Origin of the sequence: Streptomyces sp. ADI95-17 (assembly GCF_003846175.1) — a bacterium.
Classification (GTDB): domain Bacteria; phylum Actinomycetota; class Actinomycetes; order Streptomycetales; family Streptomycetaceae; genus Streptomyces; species Streptomyces sanglieri.
Window position 1 is genome coordinate 362,029 of record NZ_ML123045.1, and the last position, 16,244, is coordinate 378,272.

Below are 16,244 nucleotides of genomic sequence, written 5' to 3' on the forward strand. Positions count from 1 at the left end.
CCGCTCCGGCGGGTGCGCCGCAGGCCGCCGAAGCCGTGGAGATCGTCGAGGAGGCTCCGGCCGTCGCCGAGCCCGAGCCGGCTGCCGAGATCGCCGAGCCGGAGCCCGCCGCGCCGCGCGGCCGCACCCGGCGCAGGGCGTCGGCCCCGGCCGGTGCCCCGCAGGCCGCCGAGCCGGTCGCGGAGACCGCTCCGGCGGAAGAGCCCGCCGAGCCCGTCGAGGCCCCGCGCGGCCGTCGTCGGGCGACCCGTAAGGCGACCGCTCCGGCGGGTGCGCCGCAGGCCGCCGAAGCCGTGGAGACCGTCGAGGAGGCACCGGCCGCCGCGGAGAAGCCCGCCGCCGAGAAGCCCGCCGAGCCCGCCGAGGCCGAGGACGCCGCTCCGCGCGGCCGTCAGCGCCGCCGGGCCACCGCCGCCGCCGGCCGCCCGGAGTTCACCGGCAAGGCCGAGGAGCCGGTACGCAAGAGCCGTCGCGCCGCACGCCCCGCCGTGGCCGTGTTCCAGGCGCCGGTCTTCGCCGAGCCGATGTTCCAGACCCCGGAGACCGCGGCCGCCGCCGCGGCGGCTTCGCGCTACGAAGAGGTCGAGGTCGAGGCCGAGGAAGAGGTCGAGACGGTCGAGGAGCCGGCGGCCGTCGTCGAGGCCCCGGCCGCCGAGGCCGCCCCGCAGGGCGGTTCGCGTCGCCGTCGCCGCCGTCGCGGTGAGGCCGCCGAGCCCGAGCAGGCCGTGGCTCCCGTGGAGGAGCCGGTCGAGGAGGAGCCGGAGACCGAGGCCGAAGCCGAGCACGAGGCCGAGGGCGAGGGCGAGGAGACGGACGAGTACGGGGACCGGCCTTCGCGCCGGCGCCGTCGTGGTGGCCGTCGCCGTCGTCGTGGCGAGGCAGCCGAGGGTGACGAGGCCGCCGAGCAGCACGGCGACGAGGCCGCCGCCGACCACGCCGAGGACGACCAGGAAAGCGCCCAGGAGTCCGAGGAGGAGGACGAGGACCACGAGGCGTCCGCCTCCGGATCGAGCAGCAGCCGTCGCCGTCGTCGCCGCCGCCGTCGCAGCGGGGACGTCTCCGCCGACGCCGACAACGGCACGGACGACCCGGAGCGCACGGTCGTCAAGGTCCGCGAGCCCCGCAAGAAGGAGGAGCGGGAGCCCGGTACCGGCTTCGACGAGGTCCAGTCCATCAAGGGCTCGACCCGTATGGAGGCCAAGAAGCAGCGCCGCCGCGAGGGCCGTGAGCAGGGCCGCCGCCGCGTCCCGATCATCACCGAGGCCGAGTTCCTGGCCCGCCGCGAGGCCGTGGAGCGGGTCATGGTCGTCCGCCAGAACGGCGAGCGCACCCAGATCGGCGTCCTTGAGGACAACGTGCTCGTCGAGCACTACGTCAACAAGGAGCAGGCCACCAGCTACGTCGGCAACGTCTACCTGGGCAAGGTGCAGAACGTACTGCCGTCCATGGAGGCCGCCTTCGTCGACATCGGCAAGGGCCGCAACGCCGTGCTCTACGCCGGTGAGGTCAACTTCGAGGCGCTCGGCATGGCCCACGGGCCGCGCCGCATCGAGACCGCGCTCAAGTCCGGCCAGTCCGTCCTCGTCCAGGTGACCAAGGACCCGATCGGCCACAAGGGCGCCCGCCTGACCAGCCAGGTCTCGCTGCCCGGCCGTTACCTGGTCTATGTGCCCGAGGGCTCGATGACCGGCATCAGCCGCAAGCTGCCCGACACCGAGCGGTCCCGGCTGAAGACCATCCTCAAGAAGATCGTCCCCGAGGACGCGGGCGTCATCGTCCGCACCGCCGCGGAGGGCGCGAGCGAGGACGAGCTGCGCCGCGACGTCGAGCGGCTCCAGCAGCAGTGGGAGGACATCCAGAAGAAGTCGAAGAGCACCGGCAGCTCCAACGCGCCGACCCTGCTCTACGGCGAGCCGGACATGACCGTCCGGGTCGTCCGCGACATCTTCAACGAGGACTTCTCCAAGGTCATCGTCAGCGGCGACGACGCGTGGGAGACGATCTACGGATACGTCTCGCAGGTGGCGCCCGACCTGACGGACCGCCTGTCGCGGTGGACCTCCGAGGTCGACATCTTCGCGACGTACCGGATCGACGAGCAGCTGATGAAGGCACTGGACCGCAAGGTCTACCTGCCGAGCGGCGGCTCGCTGGTGATCGACAAGACCGAGGCGATGGTCGTCGTCGACGTCAACACCGGCAAGTTCACCGGCCAGGGCGGCAACCTGGAAGAGACCGTCACCAAGAACAACCTGGAGGCGGCCGAGGAGATCGTGCGCCAGCTGCGGCTGCGCGACCTCGGCGGCATCGTCGTCGTCGACTTCATCGACATGGTGCTGGAGTCCAACCGGGACCTGGTGCTGCGGCGCCTGCTGGAGTGCCTGGGACGCGACCGTACGAAGCACCAGGTCGCCGAGGTCACCTCGCTGGGTCTGGTCCAGATGACCCGCAAGCGGGTGGGCCAGGGTCTGCTGGAGTCCTTCTCCGAGACGTGCGTCCACTGCAACGGACGCGGTGTCATCGTGCACATGGAGCAGCCGGCCTCGGTCGGTGGCGGCGGCAACGGCAAGCGCTCGAAGAAGCGCGGCCGGGGCGGCGCGGACCACGAGCACGCGGTGGAGGCCGAGGCCGGTACCGAGGTCGAGACCGAGGCCGAGCTCGCTGCCGAGGTGGCGGCCCCGGTGGCGCTGCCCGAGCCGGAGTTCGTACCGGACGAGGAGCTGTACAGCAGCCCGGCCGAGGCCGAGGCGGCCGCCACGCGCGGCCGCGGCCGTCGCCGCGCGACGCGTAAGGCGACGGCCCCGGCCGGCGCCCCGAAGGCCGCGGCAGCGGCGGCCCCGGCCGTCGTCGAGCCGGAGCCGGTCGTGGTCGTGGAGCCCGAGCCGGTCGTGGAGCCGGAGCCGGCCGCCGAGGTTCCGGCCCCGGTGGTCGAGGAGGCCCCCGCGGCCGAGGCCCCCCAGGGCCGTACGCGCCGTCGGGCGACCCGGAAGGCGACCGCCCCGGCGGGCTCGCCCGCCCCGGTCGAGCCGGCCGCCGAGGTGCCGGCCGCCGAGCCGGTTGCCGCCCCGGTCGAGCAGCCGGCGCCGGTCGTCGAGGCCGTGCAGCCCGAGGCCGCACCCGAGGAGGTGGCCCCCGAGGCCGCCCCGCCGCGTGCGCGTCGCCGGGTGACCCGCAAGGTCACCGCCCCGGCGGGCTCGCCCGCCGGTACGGACGGTGCGGAGGTCGTCGTGGTGACCGGTTCGGCCGAGCCGAAGCCCGAGGCGGAGCCGGCGCCGGACGCCGAGACCGTCGAGGCGGAGGCCCCGGCCAAGAAGGCGGCCCGCAAGACCGCCAAGAAGGCCACGGCGAAGAAGGCGGCCACCAAGAAGACGGCTGCCAAGAAGACCGCCGCGAAGAAGACGACGGCCAAGAAGGCGGCCACCAAGAAGACGGTCGCCGCGGAGAAGTCGCCGAAGCCCGCCGTCTCGGCCGACGCAGAGGCGTAGGCGCGAGCCGCAGAGCGGTCGCACGGCCGGTGGGCCACACTCCGACGGGGTGTGGCCCACCGGCCTTTCCCGTTGTTCGGCCAGGATGCCCTCAGCAGGCCGCCAGGAGGCCGTCAGAAAGGCTCCAGAAGGGCGCCAGAAGGCCTTCGCAGGGTTTCAGGGGCCTGCCCCGGTACGCCGCGCGACGGCGGTCCGGCGGCAGAAGAGCAGAAGAGCGGTAAGGGAGAGGGAATGAACGGGGGAGCGGCGGGGAAGGACACAGGGCCCGGTTTGACCCTCCGGACGACGGCCCGTAACCTTGCCCTTCGGCGTGTTTCCATGCGCCTGTCCCTGAGCAACCCCCTCCCTTCACAGGTGAGAGGCCGCTCGTCCATTCGGATCACCTCGGGCCCCGGCCCGTGTGAGCGGCTGGCATCAGGGGCCCCGTTCCGAGCGAGAGTGAGATCCGCGTGTACGCCATCGTGCGCAGCGGTGGCCGCCAGCACAAGGTTGCTGTCGGTGACATCGTTGAGGTTGACAAGATTTCCACTGCCCAGGTTGGCGACACGGTCGAGCTCTCGACCCTGCTCGTGGTCGACGGCGACGCCGTGACCAGCGACCCGTGGGTGCTGGCCGGGATCAAGGTCCAGGCCGAGGTCGTGGACCACCACAAGGGCGCGAAGATCGACATCCTTCGCTACAAGAACAAGACCGGCTACCGCCGTCGCCAGGGTCACCGTCAGCAGTACACGGCGATCAAGGTCACCGGTATCCCCGCGGCTGCGAAGTAAGGGACTGAGGAGACATGGCACACAAGAAGGGCGCATCGTCCACCCGGAACGGGCGCGATTCCAATGCTCAGCGGCTCGGCGTGAAGCGCTTCGGCGGTCAGGCCGTCAACGCCGGTGAGATCCTGGTCCGCCAGCGCGGTACCCACTTCCACCCGGGCACGGGCGTCGGCCGTGGCGGCGACGACACGCTGTTCGCGCTCGCCGCCGGTGCGGTCGAGTTCGGCACGCACCGTGGCCGCAAGGTCGTGAACATCGTTCCGATCGCCGGCTGATTTTCGGCGCTCGTCGAGCGGTTTCTGCGGAGGCGGACCTCACTTCCCGTACGGGAAGCGGGTCCGCCTTTCGCGTGTTTCTCCCATGAGAGACGGCTTTCTCCTCCGTGGGGACAGCACGAGTGAGACATTTCTGCATGTATGTAACTGGAGGTTTCAACCATGACCACCTTCGTGGACCGCGTCGAGCTGCACGTCGCCGCGGGTAACGGGGGCCACGGCTGTGCCTCCGTACACCGTGAGAAGTTCAAGCCGCTCGGCGGTCCGGACGGCGGCAACGGCGGCCGCGGCGGCGATGTGACCCTGGTCGTCGACCAGGCGATCACCACGCTCCTCGACTACCACCACCACCCCCACCGCAAGGCCACCAACGGCCAGCCCGGCGCGGGCGACAACCGTTCCGGCAAGGATGGTCAGGACCTGGTCCTGCCGGTGCCGGACGGCACGGTCGTGCTCGACCGGGACGGCAATGTGCTCGCCGACCTGGTCGGCCAGGGCACCACGTTCGTCGCCGGTCAGGGCGGCCGCGGCGGCCTCGGCAACGCCGCGCTGGCCTCCGCCCGGCGCAAGGCCCCCGGCTTCGCGCTGCTCGGCGAGCCCGGTGAGGCCCGGGACATCGTCCTGGAGCTCAAGACCGTCGCCGACGTCGCACTGGTCGGCTACCCGAGCGCCGGCAAGTCCTCGCTGATCTCCGTGCTGTCGGCGGCCAAGCCGAAGATCGCGGACTACCCCTTCACGACCCTGGTCCCGAACCTCGGCGTGGTCACCGCGGGCAGCACCGTCTACACCGTCGCCGACGTCCCGGGCCTCATCCCGGGCGCCAGCCAGGGCCGCGGCCTCGGCCTGGAATTCCTGCGGCACGTGGAGCGCTGCTCGGTGCTGGTGCATGTACTGGACACCGCGACGCTGGAGTCCGACCGCGACCCGGTCTCCGACCTCGACATCATCGAGGAGGAGCTGAAGCAGTACGGCGGCCTGGAGGACCGGCCCCGCATCGTCGTCCTCAACAAGATCGACATCCCGGACGGCCAGGACCTCGCCGACATGATCCGCCCGGACCTGGAGGAGCGCGGCTACCGCGTCTTCGAGGTGTCCGCGGTCGCCCGTACCGGCCTCAAGGAGCTGTCCTTCGCGCTCGCGGGCATCATCGCCGAGGCGCGTGCGGCCAAGCCGGTGGAGGTGGCGACCCGGATCGTCATCCGCCCGAAGGCCGTCGACGACGCGGGCTTCACCGTGACGCTGGAGGAGGACGGCATCTACCGGGTGCGCGGCGAGAAGCCGGAGCGCTGGGTGCGCCAGACCGACTTCAACAACGACGAGGCCGTCGGCTACCTGGCCGACCGGCTCAACCGCCTCGGTGTCGAGGACGCACTGGTGAAGGCCGGTGCCCGCGCGGGTGACGGCGTCGCCATCGGCGCCGAGGACAACGCGGTCGTCTTCGACTGGGAGCCGACCCTGGCGGCGGGCGCCGAGATGCTCGGCCGTCGTGGCGAGGACCACCGGCTCGAAGCACCGCGCCCGGCGGCGCAGCGCCGCCGCGAGCGCGAGTCGGAACGCGACGAGGCCCAGCGCGAGTTCGACGACTTCAACCCGTTCTAGGACGGGCCCGGCGACCGTTCCGGGACGAGCGCGGCTCGTTCCGGAACGGTCGCCGGCCGCCGGAAGGCCCTGTTCCGCAGGCCCGTCCGGCGGCCACGCGCACTCTCCGCGTCATACGTACGGGGGAACCGAACCCGCTCAGGGGTGAATCATGCCGCTCACTCGTGTGGCGTCGATCACCTGGCAGGGAAGCCCCGATTCCGGTATTCGCCCTGATCGCAGGGCAACAAAAGGTTTCGATACGGCATGCGGCGGCCGACGTCCACCTTGCGAGACGGTAACGGAGAGTGCAACCATCGCTGTATCTCCCAGCCCTCGCAAGGTAGGTCGTCTGTGTCTGCTCAGCACATAGCCAAAGCCCGAACCACAGCAGTCGTGCTCGCCGGCGGTACCGGCCAGCGCGTGGGTCTGTCCATTCCCAAGCAGCTGCTGAAGATCGCAGGCAAGGCTGTCATCGAGCACACGCTGTCGATCTTCCAGCAGGCCGACTCCATCGACGACGTCATCGTGCTGATGGCTCCGGGCTACGTGCCCGACGTCGAGAAGATCGTCGCCAAGGCCGGGCTCACCAAGGTCACCAAGGTGATCGAGGGCGGCTCCACGCGCAACGAGACCACCGAGCGTGCCATCGCGGCGCTCGGCGAGGGCCTGGCCGAGGGCGAGGACCGCAACGTCCTCTTCCACGATGCCGTGCGCCCGCTGCTCTCGCAGCGCGTCATCAAGGACTGCGTCGACGCGCTGGACCGCTACCAGGCGGTCGACGTCGCCATCCCGTCCGCGGACACGATCATCGTGACCCGCACCCACGGCGGCGACGGCGAGTTCATCACCGACGTGCCCGACCGTTCCCGGCTGCGCCGGGGCCAGACGCCGCAGGCCTTCAAGCTCTCCACGATCCGCCGGGCCTACGAGGTGGCCGCCGGTGACCCGAACTTCCAGGCCACCGACGACTGCTCGGTCGTGCTCAAGTACCTCCCCGACGTACCGATCTACGTCGTGGCGGGCGACGAGTACAACATGAAGGTCACCCAGCCGGTCGACGTCTTCATCGCGGACAAGCTCTTCCAGCTGGCCTCCACGGCCGTTCCGCAGCCGACCGACGACGCCGCCTACCGCGAACTGCTCACCGGCAAGACCCTCGTCGTCTTCGGCGGCTCGTACGGCATCGGCGCGGACATCGCGACGCTCGCCGAGTCCTACGGCGCCACCGTCTACGCCCTGGGCCGCTCCACCACCGGTACGCACGTGGAGAACCCCGAGCACATCGACGAGGCGCTCACCAAGGCGTACGCCGACACCGGCCGCGTCGACTACGTGATCAACACCGCCGGCGTGCTCCGTATCGGCAAGCTGGCCGAGACGGACAGCGCGACCATCCAGGAAGCGCTGAACGTCAACTACCTGGCACCCGTGCAGATCGCCCGCGCCTCGTACAAGTACCTCGCCGAGACCAAGGGCCAGCTGCTGCTCTACACCTCCAGCAGCTACACCCGGGGCCGCGCGGAGTACAGCCTCTACTCGTCGACCAAGGCCGCCATGGTGAACCTCACCCAGGCGCTCTCGGACGAGTGGGCGGCCGACGGCGTGCGGGTGAACTGCGTGAACCCCGAGCGCACCGCCACCCCGATGCGCACCAAGGCGTTCGGCGACGAGCCCGCGGGCACGCTGCTGTCCTCCGAGGCGGTCGCCCGGACCTCGCTCGACGTCCTGCTCTCGGAGATGACCGGCCATGTCATCGACGTACGCCAGCAGGACCCGACGCGGGGCGCCTCCGAGGCATCCGGCTTCGAGCAGGCGCTTGCCGCTGTCCTGGACCGACAGGTCGATGTGTAATACTGCTTGACAATCGACTATTCGGACCCCTGCAGTCGCCGAGCGCGAACTGCAGGGGTCCGAATTCGTGAAGCTCTGTCTTCACATTCCCCTCGTAAGGTAAACAAGTCGGCACCCTCGGGAGCGGTACTTCGTGATTTCGAAAGCCATGCGTTTGGCTCGGGTGGGCAGCGGCTCGGAGCTGGCCGCCGCGCTCCTGGTGGCTCTGGGGTTCCCGTGCATAATGCTCGCGGCAATAATCCCCAATCTCTGGTTCTTCGCCGCGGCCACCGCGGTCACCTATCTCGCGGACCGGTATCTGCACCACTGCGGCAGCTATCTGATCAACCGGCTCGCCGCCGTCCGGGCCGGGCTCTCGATCCGCTTCCTGGTCCGTCAACTGCTGCTCATCCTGCTGCTCTCCCGCATGGGATACGGCGAGGAGACGCTCTTCTACGTGACGGTCGCCTGCCTCCTGGCGTTCTACGGGCTCCAGGCACCGCAGAGCGCGATGGTCACCCTGATCCGGCTCCGCCGCAAGCTTCCGGTGGTCACCCGCAACATCGACCTGTCGTCGGTGCGGATAGCGGATGCCCCGCCGCAGAGCCTGATGAACCGGCCCGCGGAGAAGATGCTGCACCTGGACGTCTTCGCGATCGTGGGCGTGCTGGTCGCCGTCGAGACCGGCAAGGAGGCCATCGCGTACGCCGGCCTCGGCCTGACGCTCGTTCTCGCGGTCTGCTACCTGGTGGCGCTGCTGCCGTACGTCCGGCCGAGCCGGCTCGTACCGCCGGAGACCAAGGTCCTCAACGCGGTGGGCGACTGGCTCGCCGAGTACCGGCCGACCGTGATGCTGTACTTCTCCGGCTCCAAGGACTCCGCCTACCAGGTCAACATGTGGCTGGAGACCATGGCCCAGCTCGGCGGCCGGCCGATGATCCTGCTGCGTGAGCGCAACATCGTGCCGCAGCTCGCCACGACCTCGGTGCCGGTGCTCTGTGTGCCCGGTGGCGTGCACCTGATGAACCTGGACCTCTCGTCGGTGCGGGTCGCGCTCTACGCGGCCAACGTCGGCAAGAACATCCACCTGCTCCGGGTGCCGACGATGAAGCATGTCTTCATCGGTCACGGCGACAGCGACAAGATCGCCAGCGTCAACCCGTACAGCAAGGTCTACGACGAGGTGTGGACCGCGGGCCGGGCCGGCCGCGACCGCTACGCGCTGGCCGATGTCGGGGTGCGCGACGAGGACATCGTGGAGGTGGGCCGCCCGCAGCTGGCCGCCATCCGGTCCTGGTCCGGTACGCCGGGGAACCCGATCCCGACCGTGCTGTACGCCCCCACCTGGGAGGGCTGGGACGACAACCCGGGCAACACCTCGCTGCTGCTGGCCGGCGAGAACATCGTCAGGCGGCTGCTGGAGGCCGAGGAGCCGGTCCGGCTGCTGTACAAGCCGCACCCCTTCACCGGTACCCGCAGCGCCAAGGCCAAGGCCGTGCACCTGCGCATCACCGCGATGATCGAGCAGGCCGCGGCCCAGCGCGCCACCGACCCCCGCTGGGCGCAGGAGTCGGCCGCGCTGCAGGGCGAGCAGGCCGAGGCGCGGGCCGAGATGGTCCGTATCGAGGCGCGGCTGGCCGAGCTGGCCGGCGGCGGCCGCACCGCCCGGGACGAGGCGGAGCTGTCCCGCGACTCGCTGGCCGACCCGGCGCGCGAGGCAGAGACGGCGAAGCTCAAGGACGAGTGGAACGCGGCGTCCTGGCGTGCGCAGGGCTGGTGGGAGCACCGGGTCATCACCGGTGCCCAGATGCGGCTCTACGACTGCTTCAACGAGTCGGACGCCATGGTCTCGGACATCTCCAGCGTGGTCTCCGACTTCATCGCGAGCGGCAAGCCGTACGCGGTCACGGACTCGGCCGAACTGGGCGAGGAGGAGTTCCGCCGGCAGAACACCGCGGTGCGCGCCGCGGTGATCCTGTCCAACTCGGCGGCCGAGCTGAAGGCGCTGCTCGCCGCGGTGAAGGACCCGGCCGCGGACACCCTGGCGGATGACCGGCGCGAGCTGAAGCAGTACCTCCTGGGCCCGGACGAGCCCACCTCGATCGTGCAGTTCGACACGGCCGTGACGGCGCTCGCGGCCAAGTCCGACGCGCGGAACACCGGGGTGGCGAAGAGCCTGGGTGAGCCCGTGGGCGGTTGAGAAGTCAGCCGTTTGCTTTACCTGATTGAGCAAGGCCCGGCATACCCCCGAGAGGGTTGTGCCGGGCCTTTGTGATGAGTGTCACCTTTTGACGGTGTGGCGTAAGACAACCAACGGCCCGGGCTGACTGTCTTCTGTTTGTGTGAACGAGACGCAAATTCCTGACGTGACCGTGGTTGTCGGCGCATATGAGGCGATGCCCTACCTCATCCGCTGTCTCGAATCGGTGGAGGCGCAGACCATCGGTGCCGAGCGGATCGAAATCGTCGCGGTCGACGACGGTTCCACCGATGGCACGGGCGAGTACCTGGAAGAATTCGCGGCGAGATCGCAGGTTCCGACCCGGGTGATCAGGCAGAAGAACTCCGGCGGCCCCAGTGGCCCGCGAAATGTGGGCCTCGGTCTGGCCCGCGGCCGCTATGTGTTCTTCCTGGACGCGGACGATTACTTCGGTGACGAGGCCCTGGAGCGGATGGTGGCCATGGCCGACCGGGCCGGGACCGATGTGGTGCTGGGCAAGGTGGTCGGTGTGAACCGGGGGGCGCCGCAGTCGATGTGGCGGGCCACCAAGGAGCGGGTCGACGTCTACAACTCAAAGGTCATTTACACCCTGAGTGCCCAGAAGCTCTTCCGGCGTGAACTCCTGGAGCGGCTCTCCCTGAGGTTCGACGAGAATCTCAGGACCGGTGAGGACGCCCTCTTCACGATGGAGGCATATCTGCGCGGCGCCGGTGTCTCGGTGATCTCCAATTACGTCTGCTATTACCTGGTGGGCCGCGACGACGGGAAGCACGTCACCAAGAGCGGCACCTATGAATGGCGCTTCGACTCGATGCGCGCCATGATGGCGCTCATTCACCGGATCGAGCCCGCGGGCCCGAAAAGGGATTTCCTCATGGTCCGGCCCTTCACGGTGGGGATGCTCCAGCAGTTCGGCCCCGTGGTGCTGAAGGATTCGGAGGAAGTCCGCCGGCGCAAAATGGAACTCGCGGCTCCGCTGATGGAAAAGTACTGGGACGATGGTGTGGCCCGGCTGATCAAGGTGTCCGAGCGGCTGCGTCTCGCCTGTGTGGCGCGGGGCAGGATGGACCTGCTCATCGAGGTGGTGCGGTACCTCCGGGCGAAGACGGTCCCGGATGTGGTCAGTTCACGCAAAGGTGACACGCTCTACCTCGCGTACCCGCACTTCCGAGACAAGTCGGCCGGTCTGGCCGATTCCAACTACGAGGTCACCGTGCCGGACTGGCACGACGGCAAGCGCATCGACCAGCCGAAGGTCGCCGCCCGCCGGGCCTCGCTGTCCCGGCGGGTGGCCCGCAGGATGCGCCGTGACATGCGGCGCTGGAAGGAACGGCTGAACGCGGCGTGACGGCCGCTCGTCCGCCGGTCGGATCCCGAGTGCGCCCATCGGACGGATTCGCGGAGTACCACACACGGAAGCTCAGTAAAATCGTTCGGACGTCGCGCCCGCGGCAGGACCGACAGAACACCATGGGGACTGGACACGTGAAGGCTCTCGTACTATCCGGAGGGGCCGGCACCCGCCTGCGTCCCATCACACACACCTCGGCCAAGCAGCTGGTGCCCGTGGCGAACAAGCCCGTGCTCTTCTACGGCCTGGAAGCCATCGCGGAAGCGGGTATCACCGAGGTCGGCATCATCGTGGGCGACACCGCCCCCGAGATCCGCGAGGCGGTCGGCGACGGCTCCGCGCTCGGCATCGAGGTCACCTACATCCCGCAGGACGAGCCGCTCGGCCTCGCCCACGCGGTGCTGATCGCCCGCGACTTCCTGGGCGACGACGACTTCGTCATGTACCTCGGCGACAACTTCATCGTCGGCGGGATCACCGGTCTGGTGGACGAGTTCCGCGCGGACAAGCCCGATGCGCAGATCCTGCTGACGCAGGTGCCCAACCCGACCTCCTTCGGTGTCGCGGAGCTCGACGCCGACGGCCGGGTGGCATCGCTGGAGGAGAAGCCGAAGGAGCCCAAGAGCGATCTGGCGCTCGTCGGCGTCTACCTCTTCACCCCGGCCATCCACGAGGCGGTCCGCTCGATCGAGCCGTCCTGGCGCGGCGAGCTGGAGATCACCCACGCCATCCAGTGGCTGATCGACCAGAAGCGCGACGTGCGCTCCACCACGATCCGCGGCTACTGGAAGGACACCGGCAACGTCACCGACATGCTGGAGGTCAACCGGACCGTCCTGGAGGCCGTCGAGCCGTTCCAGGAGGGTGCCGACGTCGACGCGGACAGCGAGATCATCGGCCGGGTCAGGATCGAGCCGGGTGCCAAGGTCAGCGGCAGCCGCATCGTCGGACCGGTGATCATCGGTGCCCGTTCGGTGATCAGCGGCGCGTACGTGGGCCCGTTCACCTCGGTCTCGGAGGACGTCCGCATCGAGGACAGCGAGATCGAGTACTCCATCGTTCTGCGGGGCGCCTCCATCGCCGGTGTCCGCCGCGTCGAGGCGTCGCTCATCGGCCGTGACGTCGAAGTGACCCCCGCCCCCCGTTCCCCGTCCGCCCACCGACTCGTGCTCGGCGACCACAGCAAGGTGCAGATCTCTTCATGACCACCAACATCCTGGTGACCGGCGGCGCCGGCTTCATCGGCTCGCACTACGTCCGTACGGTGCTCGGCCCCGAGGGCCCCGGCGACATCGCTGTCACCGTCCTCGACAAGCTCACCTACGCGGGCAACCCGGCCAACCTCGACGAGGTGCGCGACCACCCCGGTTTCCGGTTCGTGCAGGGTGACATCTGCGACCCGGAGCTGGTCGCCAAGCTGATGGCCGAGCACGACCAGGTGGTGCACTTCGCCGCCGAGTCCCACGTGGACCGGTCCATCGACGGCGGCGCCGAGTTCGTCCGTACCAACGTGGTGGGCACCCACACGCTGATCCACGCCGCGCACCTGGCGGGCATCAAGACCTTCGTGCACATCTCCACCGACGAGGTCTACGGCTCGATCGACGAGGGCTCCTGGCCCGAGACCCACCCGCTCGCGCCCAACTCGCCGTACTCCGCGGCCAAGGCGTCCAGCGACCTGATCGCGCTCTCGTACCACCGCACCCACGGCCTCGACGTGCGGGTGACCCGCTGCTCCAACAACTACGGGCACCACCACTTCCCCGAGAAGGTCATCCCGCTCTTCGTCACCAACTTGCTGGACGGCAAGACGGTCCCGCTCTACGGCGACGGCGCCAACGTCCGCGACTGGCTGCACATCGACGACCACGTCCAGGGCATCGAGCTGGTCCGCACCAAGGGCCGGGCCGGCGAGGTCTACAACATCGGCGGCGGCACCGAGCTGTCCAACAAGGAGCTCACCGGCCTGCTGCTGGACGCCTGCGGCGCCGACTGGGACACCAGCGTCACCTACGTCGAGGACCGCAAGGGCCACGACCGCCGCTACTCGGTCGACTGCACCAAGATCCGCGAGGAGCTCGGCTACGAGCCCCGCAAGGACTTCCGCACCGGCCTCGCCGAGACCGTGCAGTGGTACCGCGACAACCGCGCCTGGTGGGAGCCGCTGAAGGACCGGGCCGCCCTGTGAGCGCCGTCTGGCTGGTCACCGGAGCCGCCGGGATGCTGGGCCAGGACGTCCTGGCCCGGCTCGCCGGTGAGGACGTCACCGCGGTCGCCGCGGACCGGGCGGCACTGGACGTCGCCGACCCGGAGTCGGTACGCGCGGCCTTCGGGAAGCACCGCCCGGCCGTCGTGGTGAACTGCGCCGCCTGGACCGCGGTCGACGACGCGGAGTCCCAGGAGGACGCCGCGCTGCGGGTCAACGGCACCGGCCCCGCTGTTCTCGCCGAGGCCTGCCGGGAGCACGGCGCCGTGCTCCTCCAGGTCTCCACCGACTACGTCTTCGCCGGTGACGGCGTCAAGCCGTACGCCGAGGACGACCCGACCGGGCCGCGCAGCGCCTACGGACGCACCAAGCTGGCCGGCGAGCAGGCCGTGCTGAGCACTCTGCCGGAGACCGGTTACGTGGTCCGCACGGCCTGGCTGTACGGCGCGGGCGGCGGCAACTTCGTCCGTACGATGATCAAGCTGGAGGGCGTCAAGGACACCCTCGACGTGGTGGACGACCAGCGTGGTCAGCCCACCTGGACCGTCGATCTGGCCGACCGGCTGGTCCGGCTCGGGCAGGCCGCCCTCGCGGGCACCGCTCCGGCGGGCGTCTACCACGGCACCAGCGGCGGCGAGACGACCTGGTTCGGCTTCACCCGGGAGATCTTCCGGCTGCTCGGCACCGACCCCGAGCGGGTCCGTCCCACGACCAGCGAGGCCTTCGTGCGGCCGGCCCCCCGGCCCGCGTTCAGCGTGCTGGGCCACGACCGCTGGGCCGCGGCCGGGATCGAACCGGTCCGGGACTGGCGGGCGCGGCTGGAGGAAGCGTTTCCCGCGCTTCTCGCAGCAGAGCGGCCATGATCATTTGATTGATCGCACAAGCGGTCAAATCTCGTCGAATTTCAAAGATGTTTACGCCGAAGGTTTACATAGGGGAGAACGCTTACATCACGGTGCGGTCATGAGGTAACTTCGCCGGGAACCAGACCAGTTGGTTTCCTGCGAAGGGCTGCTCCACGTGAACCGCCACGACTTCCTGCGTCATCTGCACCGCGTATACCGCCCCCGGAACTATCTGGAGATCGGGGTCAACGACGGCAGAAGCCTGGCCCTCTCACGGGTACCTTCGGTCGCCGTCGACCCCGCCTTCCGGGTCGTGACGGACATCAGCTGTGACGTCCACCTGGTCAGGGCGACGAGTGACGACTTCTTCGCCCGCAAGGATCCGCTGCTGCACCTGCGCAACGGCCGGAACCCGTTCCGGGCGCTGGCCCGCCGCGATCCGCTCAACGTCCTGGGCGGGGACCCGAAGCTGGAGCTGTCCTTCATCGACGGCATGCACCTCTTCGAGTACGCCCTGCGCGACTTCATGAACGTCGAGAAGCACTCCCGCTGGTCGAGCGTGATCGTTCTCGACGACATGCTGCCGCGCGACGTCGACGAGGCGGCCCGCGACCGGCACACCAAGTACTGGACCGGTGACGTGTACAAGGTGGTGCAGGTGCTCCGCCGCTACCGCCCCGACCTGGTGGTCGTCGAGGTGGACACCGAACCGACCGGAGTGGTCGCCGTGTTCGGCGCCGACCCGGAGAACAACGTCCTGAAGAACGAGTACGACAAGATCATCGAGGAGTTCGTCGTACCCGACCCGCAGGACGTGCCCGAAGAGGTACTCGTCCGCAAGAACGCGGTCCGGCCCGAGACGCTGCTGCGCGCCGACTTCTGGCCGGCCCTGGCCCGCGCCCGCAACCTGCACCGCTCCCGCTCGGCCTTCGCGCCGCTGCGCTCGCGCATCAAGGCAGTGACGGGCTGACCCCACCCGGACGACGCGAAGCCCCCGTGATCCGTACGGACCACGGGGGCTTCGGCGTATCGGCGCGGGCGGCTCAGCCGCGGGCGCGCAGCTGCGCGTAGTACGCCTGGCACGCCTCGTACGAGGGCAGCAGGCCCTGCTCCTCGGCCTCGGCCAGCGAGGGCGCCGCGGCGTCCTTGTCGGACAGCAGCGGGGGGATGCCCTCGGGCCACTCGATGCCCAGCTCCGGGTCGAGCGGGTTGATGCCGTGCTCGCGGCCGGGCGCGTAGCCCTCGGAGCACAGGTAGCTGACCGAGGCGTCGTCCGTCAGCGCCATGAAGGCGTGGCCGAGACCCTCGGCGAGGTAGACGGCGTGGTGGTCGACGTCGTCGAGCCGGACGGCCTCCCACCGCTTGTACGTGGGGGAGCCGACCCGGATGTCCACGATGACGTCGAGCACCGCGCCGCGCACGCACTTGACGTACTTCGCCTGGCTCGGCGGCACGTCGGCGAAGTGCACCCCGCGCAGCGTCCCCCGGCTGGAGACGGAGAAGTTGGCCTGCGCCAGACGCAGCGTGTGGCCCACGGCCTCGCTCAGCTCCGAGGCCTTGAACCACTCGTGGAAGCTGCCGCGGCTGTCCGGGAAGACCTTGGGCTCATGCACCCAGGCCCCTTCGATGGAGAGCTGCCGCATGCGATCACGTCCTTGTTCTGTTGCTCGTGGCCGATGCGTT

The 16,244-nt window shown here is 69.7% G+C and carries 12 protein-coding genes; 11 read left to right on the forward strand and 1 reads right to left on the reverse strand.

From position 1 onward, the window contains the following. From EES42_RS09715 to EES42_RS09765, 11 genes are all read left to right on the forward strand, one after another. A partial coding sequence (locus EES42_RS09715) for an Rne/Rng family ribonuclease (protein ID WP_164495210.1) occupies positions 1 to 3,485 on the forward strand: 3,485 nt, incomplete at its 5' end. Between the two features lie 449 nt (positions 3,486 to 3,934). Next, positions 3,935 to 4,255: a 50S ribosomal protein L21 gene (rplU, locus tag EES42_RS09720; RefSeq protein ID WP_030921216.1), complete on the forward strand. Its 321-nt coding sequence runs from the start codon at positions 3,935 to 3,937 to the stop codon at positions 4,253 to 4,255. Between the two features lie 14 nt (positions 4,256 to 4,269). Beyond that, positions 4,270 to 4,527 carry a 50S ribosomal protein L27 gene (rpmA, locus tag EES42_RS09725; RefSeq protein ID WP_018103204.1) on the forward strand — a complete coding sequence of 86 codons (258 nt, stop codon included), beginning with the start codon at positions 4,270 to 4,272 and terminating at the stop codon, positions 4,525 to 4,527. A 162-nt stretch (positions 4,528 to 4,689) separates the two neighbouring features. Then, positions 4,690 to 6,126, forward strand: coding sequence for a GTPase ObgE (gene obgE, locus EES42_RS09730; RefSeq protein WP_124717737.1), 1,437 nt, complete (start codon positions 4,690 to 4,692; stop codon positions 6,124 to 6,126). 333 nt (positions 6,127 to 6,459) lie between these two features. Then, complete coding sequence (locus EES42_RS09735; protein WP_124717738.1) at positions 6,460 to 7,959, forward strand: bifunctional cytidylyltransferase/SDR family oxidoreductase; 1,500 nt, start codon at positions 6,460 to 6,462, stop codon at positions 7,957 to 7,959. 148 nt (positions 7,960 to 8,107) lie between these two features. Next, positions 8,108 to 10,138, forward strand: a complete 2,031-nt coding sequence (locus tag EES42_RS09740; RefSeq protein WP_241196340.1) for a hypothetical protein — start codon at positions 8,108 to 8,110, stop codon at positions 10,136 to 10,138. 157 nt (positions 10,139 to 10,295) lie between these two features. Next, on the forward strand, positions 10,296 to 11,507 hold the full coding sequence (locus EES42_RS09745; protein WP_266500300.1) for a glycosyltransferase family 2 protein: 1,212 nt from the start codon (positions 10,296 to 10,298) through the stop codon (positions 11,505 to 11,507). Positions 11,508 to 11,644: 137 nt separating this feature from the next. Beyond that, the gene (locus tag EES42_RS09750) at positions 11,645 to 12,715 is read left to right on the forward strand and encodes a glucose-1-phosphate thymidylyltransferase (RefSeq protein WP_124717741.1); all 1,071 of its coding nucleotides are present in this window, start codon (positions 11,645 to 11,647) and stop codon (positions 12,713 to 12,715) included. Further along, positions 12,712 to 13,698: a dTDP-glucose 4,6-dehydratase gene (rfbB, locus tag EES42_RS09755; RefSeq protein ID WP_124717742.1), complete on the forward strand. Its 987-nt coding sequence runs from the start codon at positions 12,712 to 12,714 to the stop codon at positions 13,696 to 13,698. The genes EES42_RS09750 and rfbB overlap by 4 nt, the downstream gene beginning before the upstream one ends. Then, positions 13,695 to 14,579, forward strand: a complete 885-nt coding sequence (rfbD, locus tag EES42_RS09760) for a dTDP-4-dehydrorhamnose reductase (protein WP_124717743.1) — start codon at positions 13,695 to 13,697, stop codon at positions 14,577 to 14,579. The genes rfbB and rfbD overlap by 4 nt, the downstream gene beginning before the upstream one ends. A 157-nt stretch (positions 14,580 to 14,736) precedes the next feature. Continuing rightward, positions 14,737 to 15,531, forward strand: coding sequence for an O-methyltransferase (locus tag EES42_RS09765; RefSeq protein WP_124717744.1), 795 nt, complete (start codon positions 14,737 to 14,739; stop codon positions 15,529 to 15,531). A 73-nt stretch (positions 15,532 to 15,604) separates the two neighbouring features. On the opposite strand, the gene rfbC is transcribed toward EES42_RS09765, so the two are convergent. Then, entirely contained in the window at positions 15,605 to 16,204 is a 600-nt protein-coding gene (gene rfbC, locus EES42_RS09770; RefSeq protein ID WP_124717745.1) for a dTDP-4-dehydrorhamnose 3,5-epimerase, read from the reverse strand. Between the last annotated feature and the right edge of the window lie 40 nt (positions 16,205 to 16,244).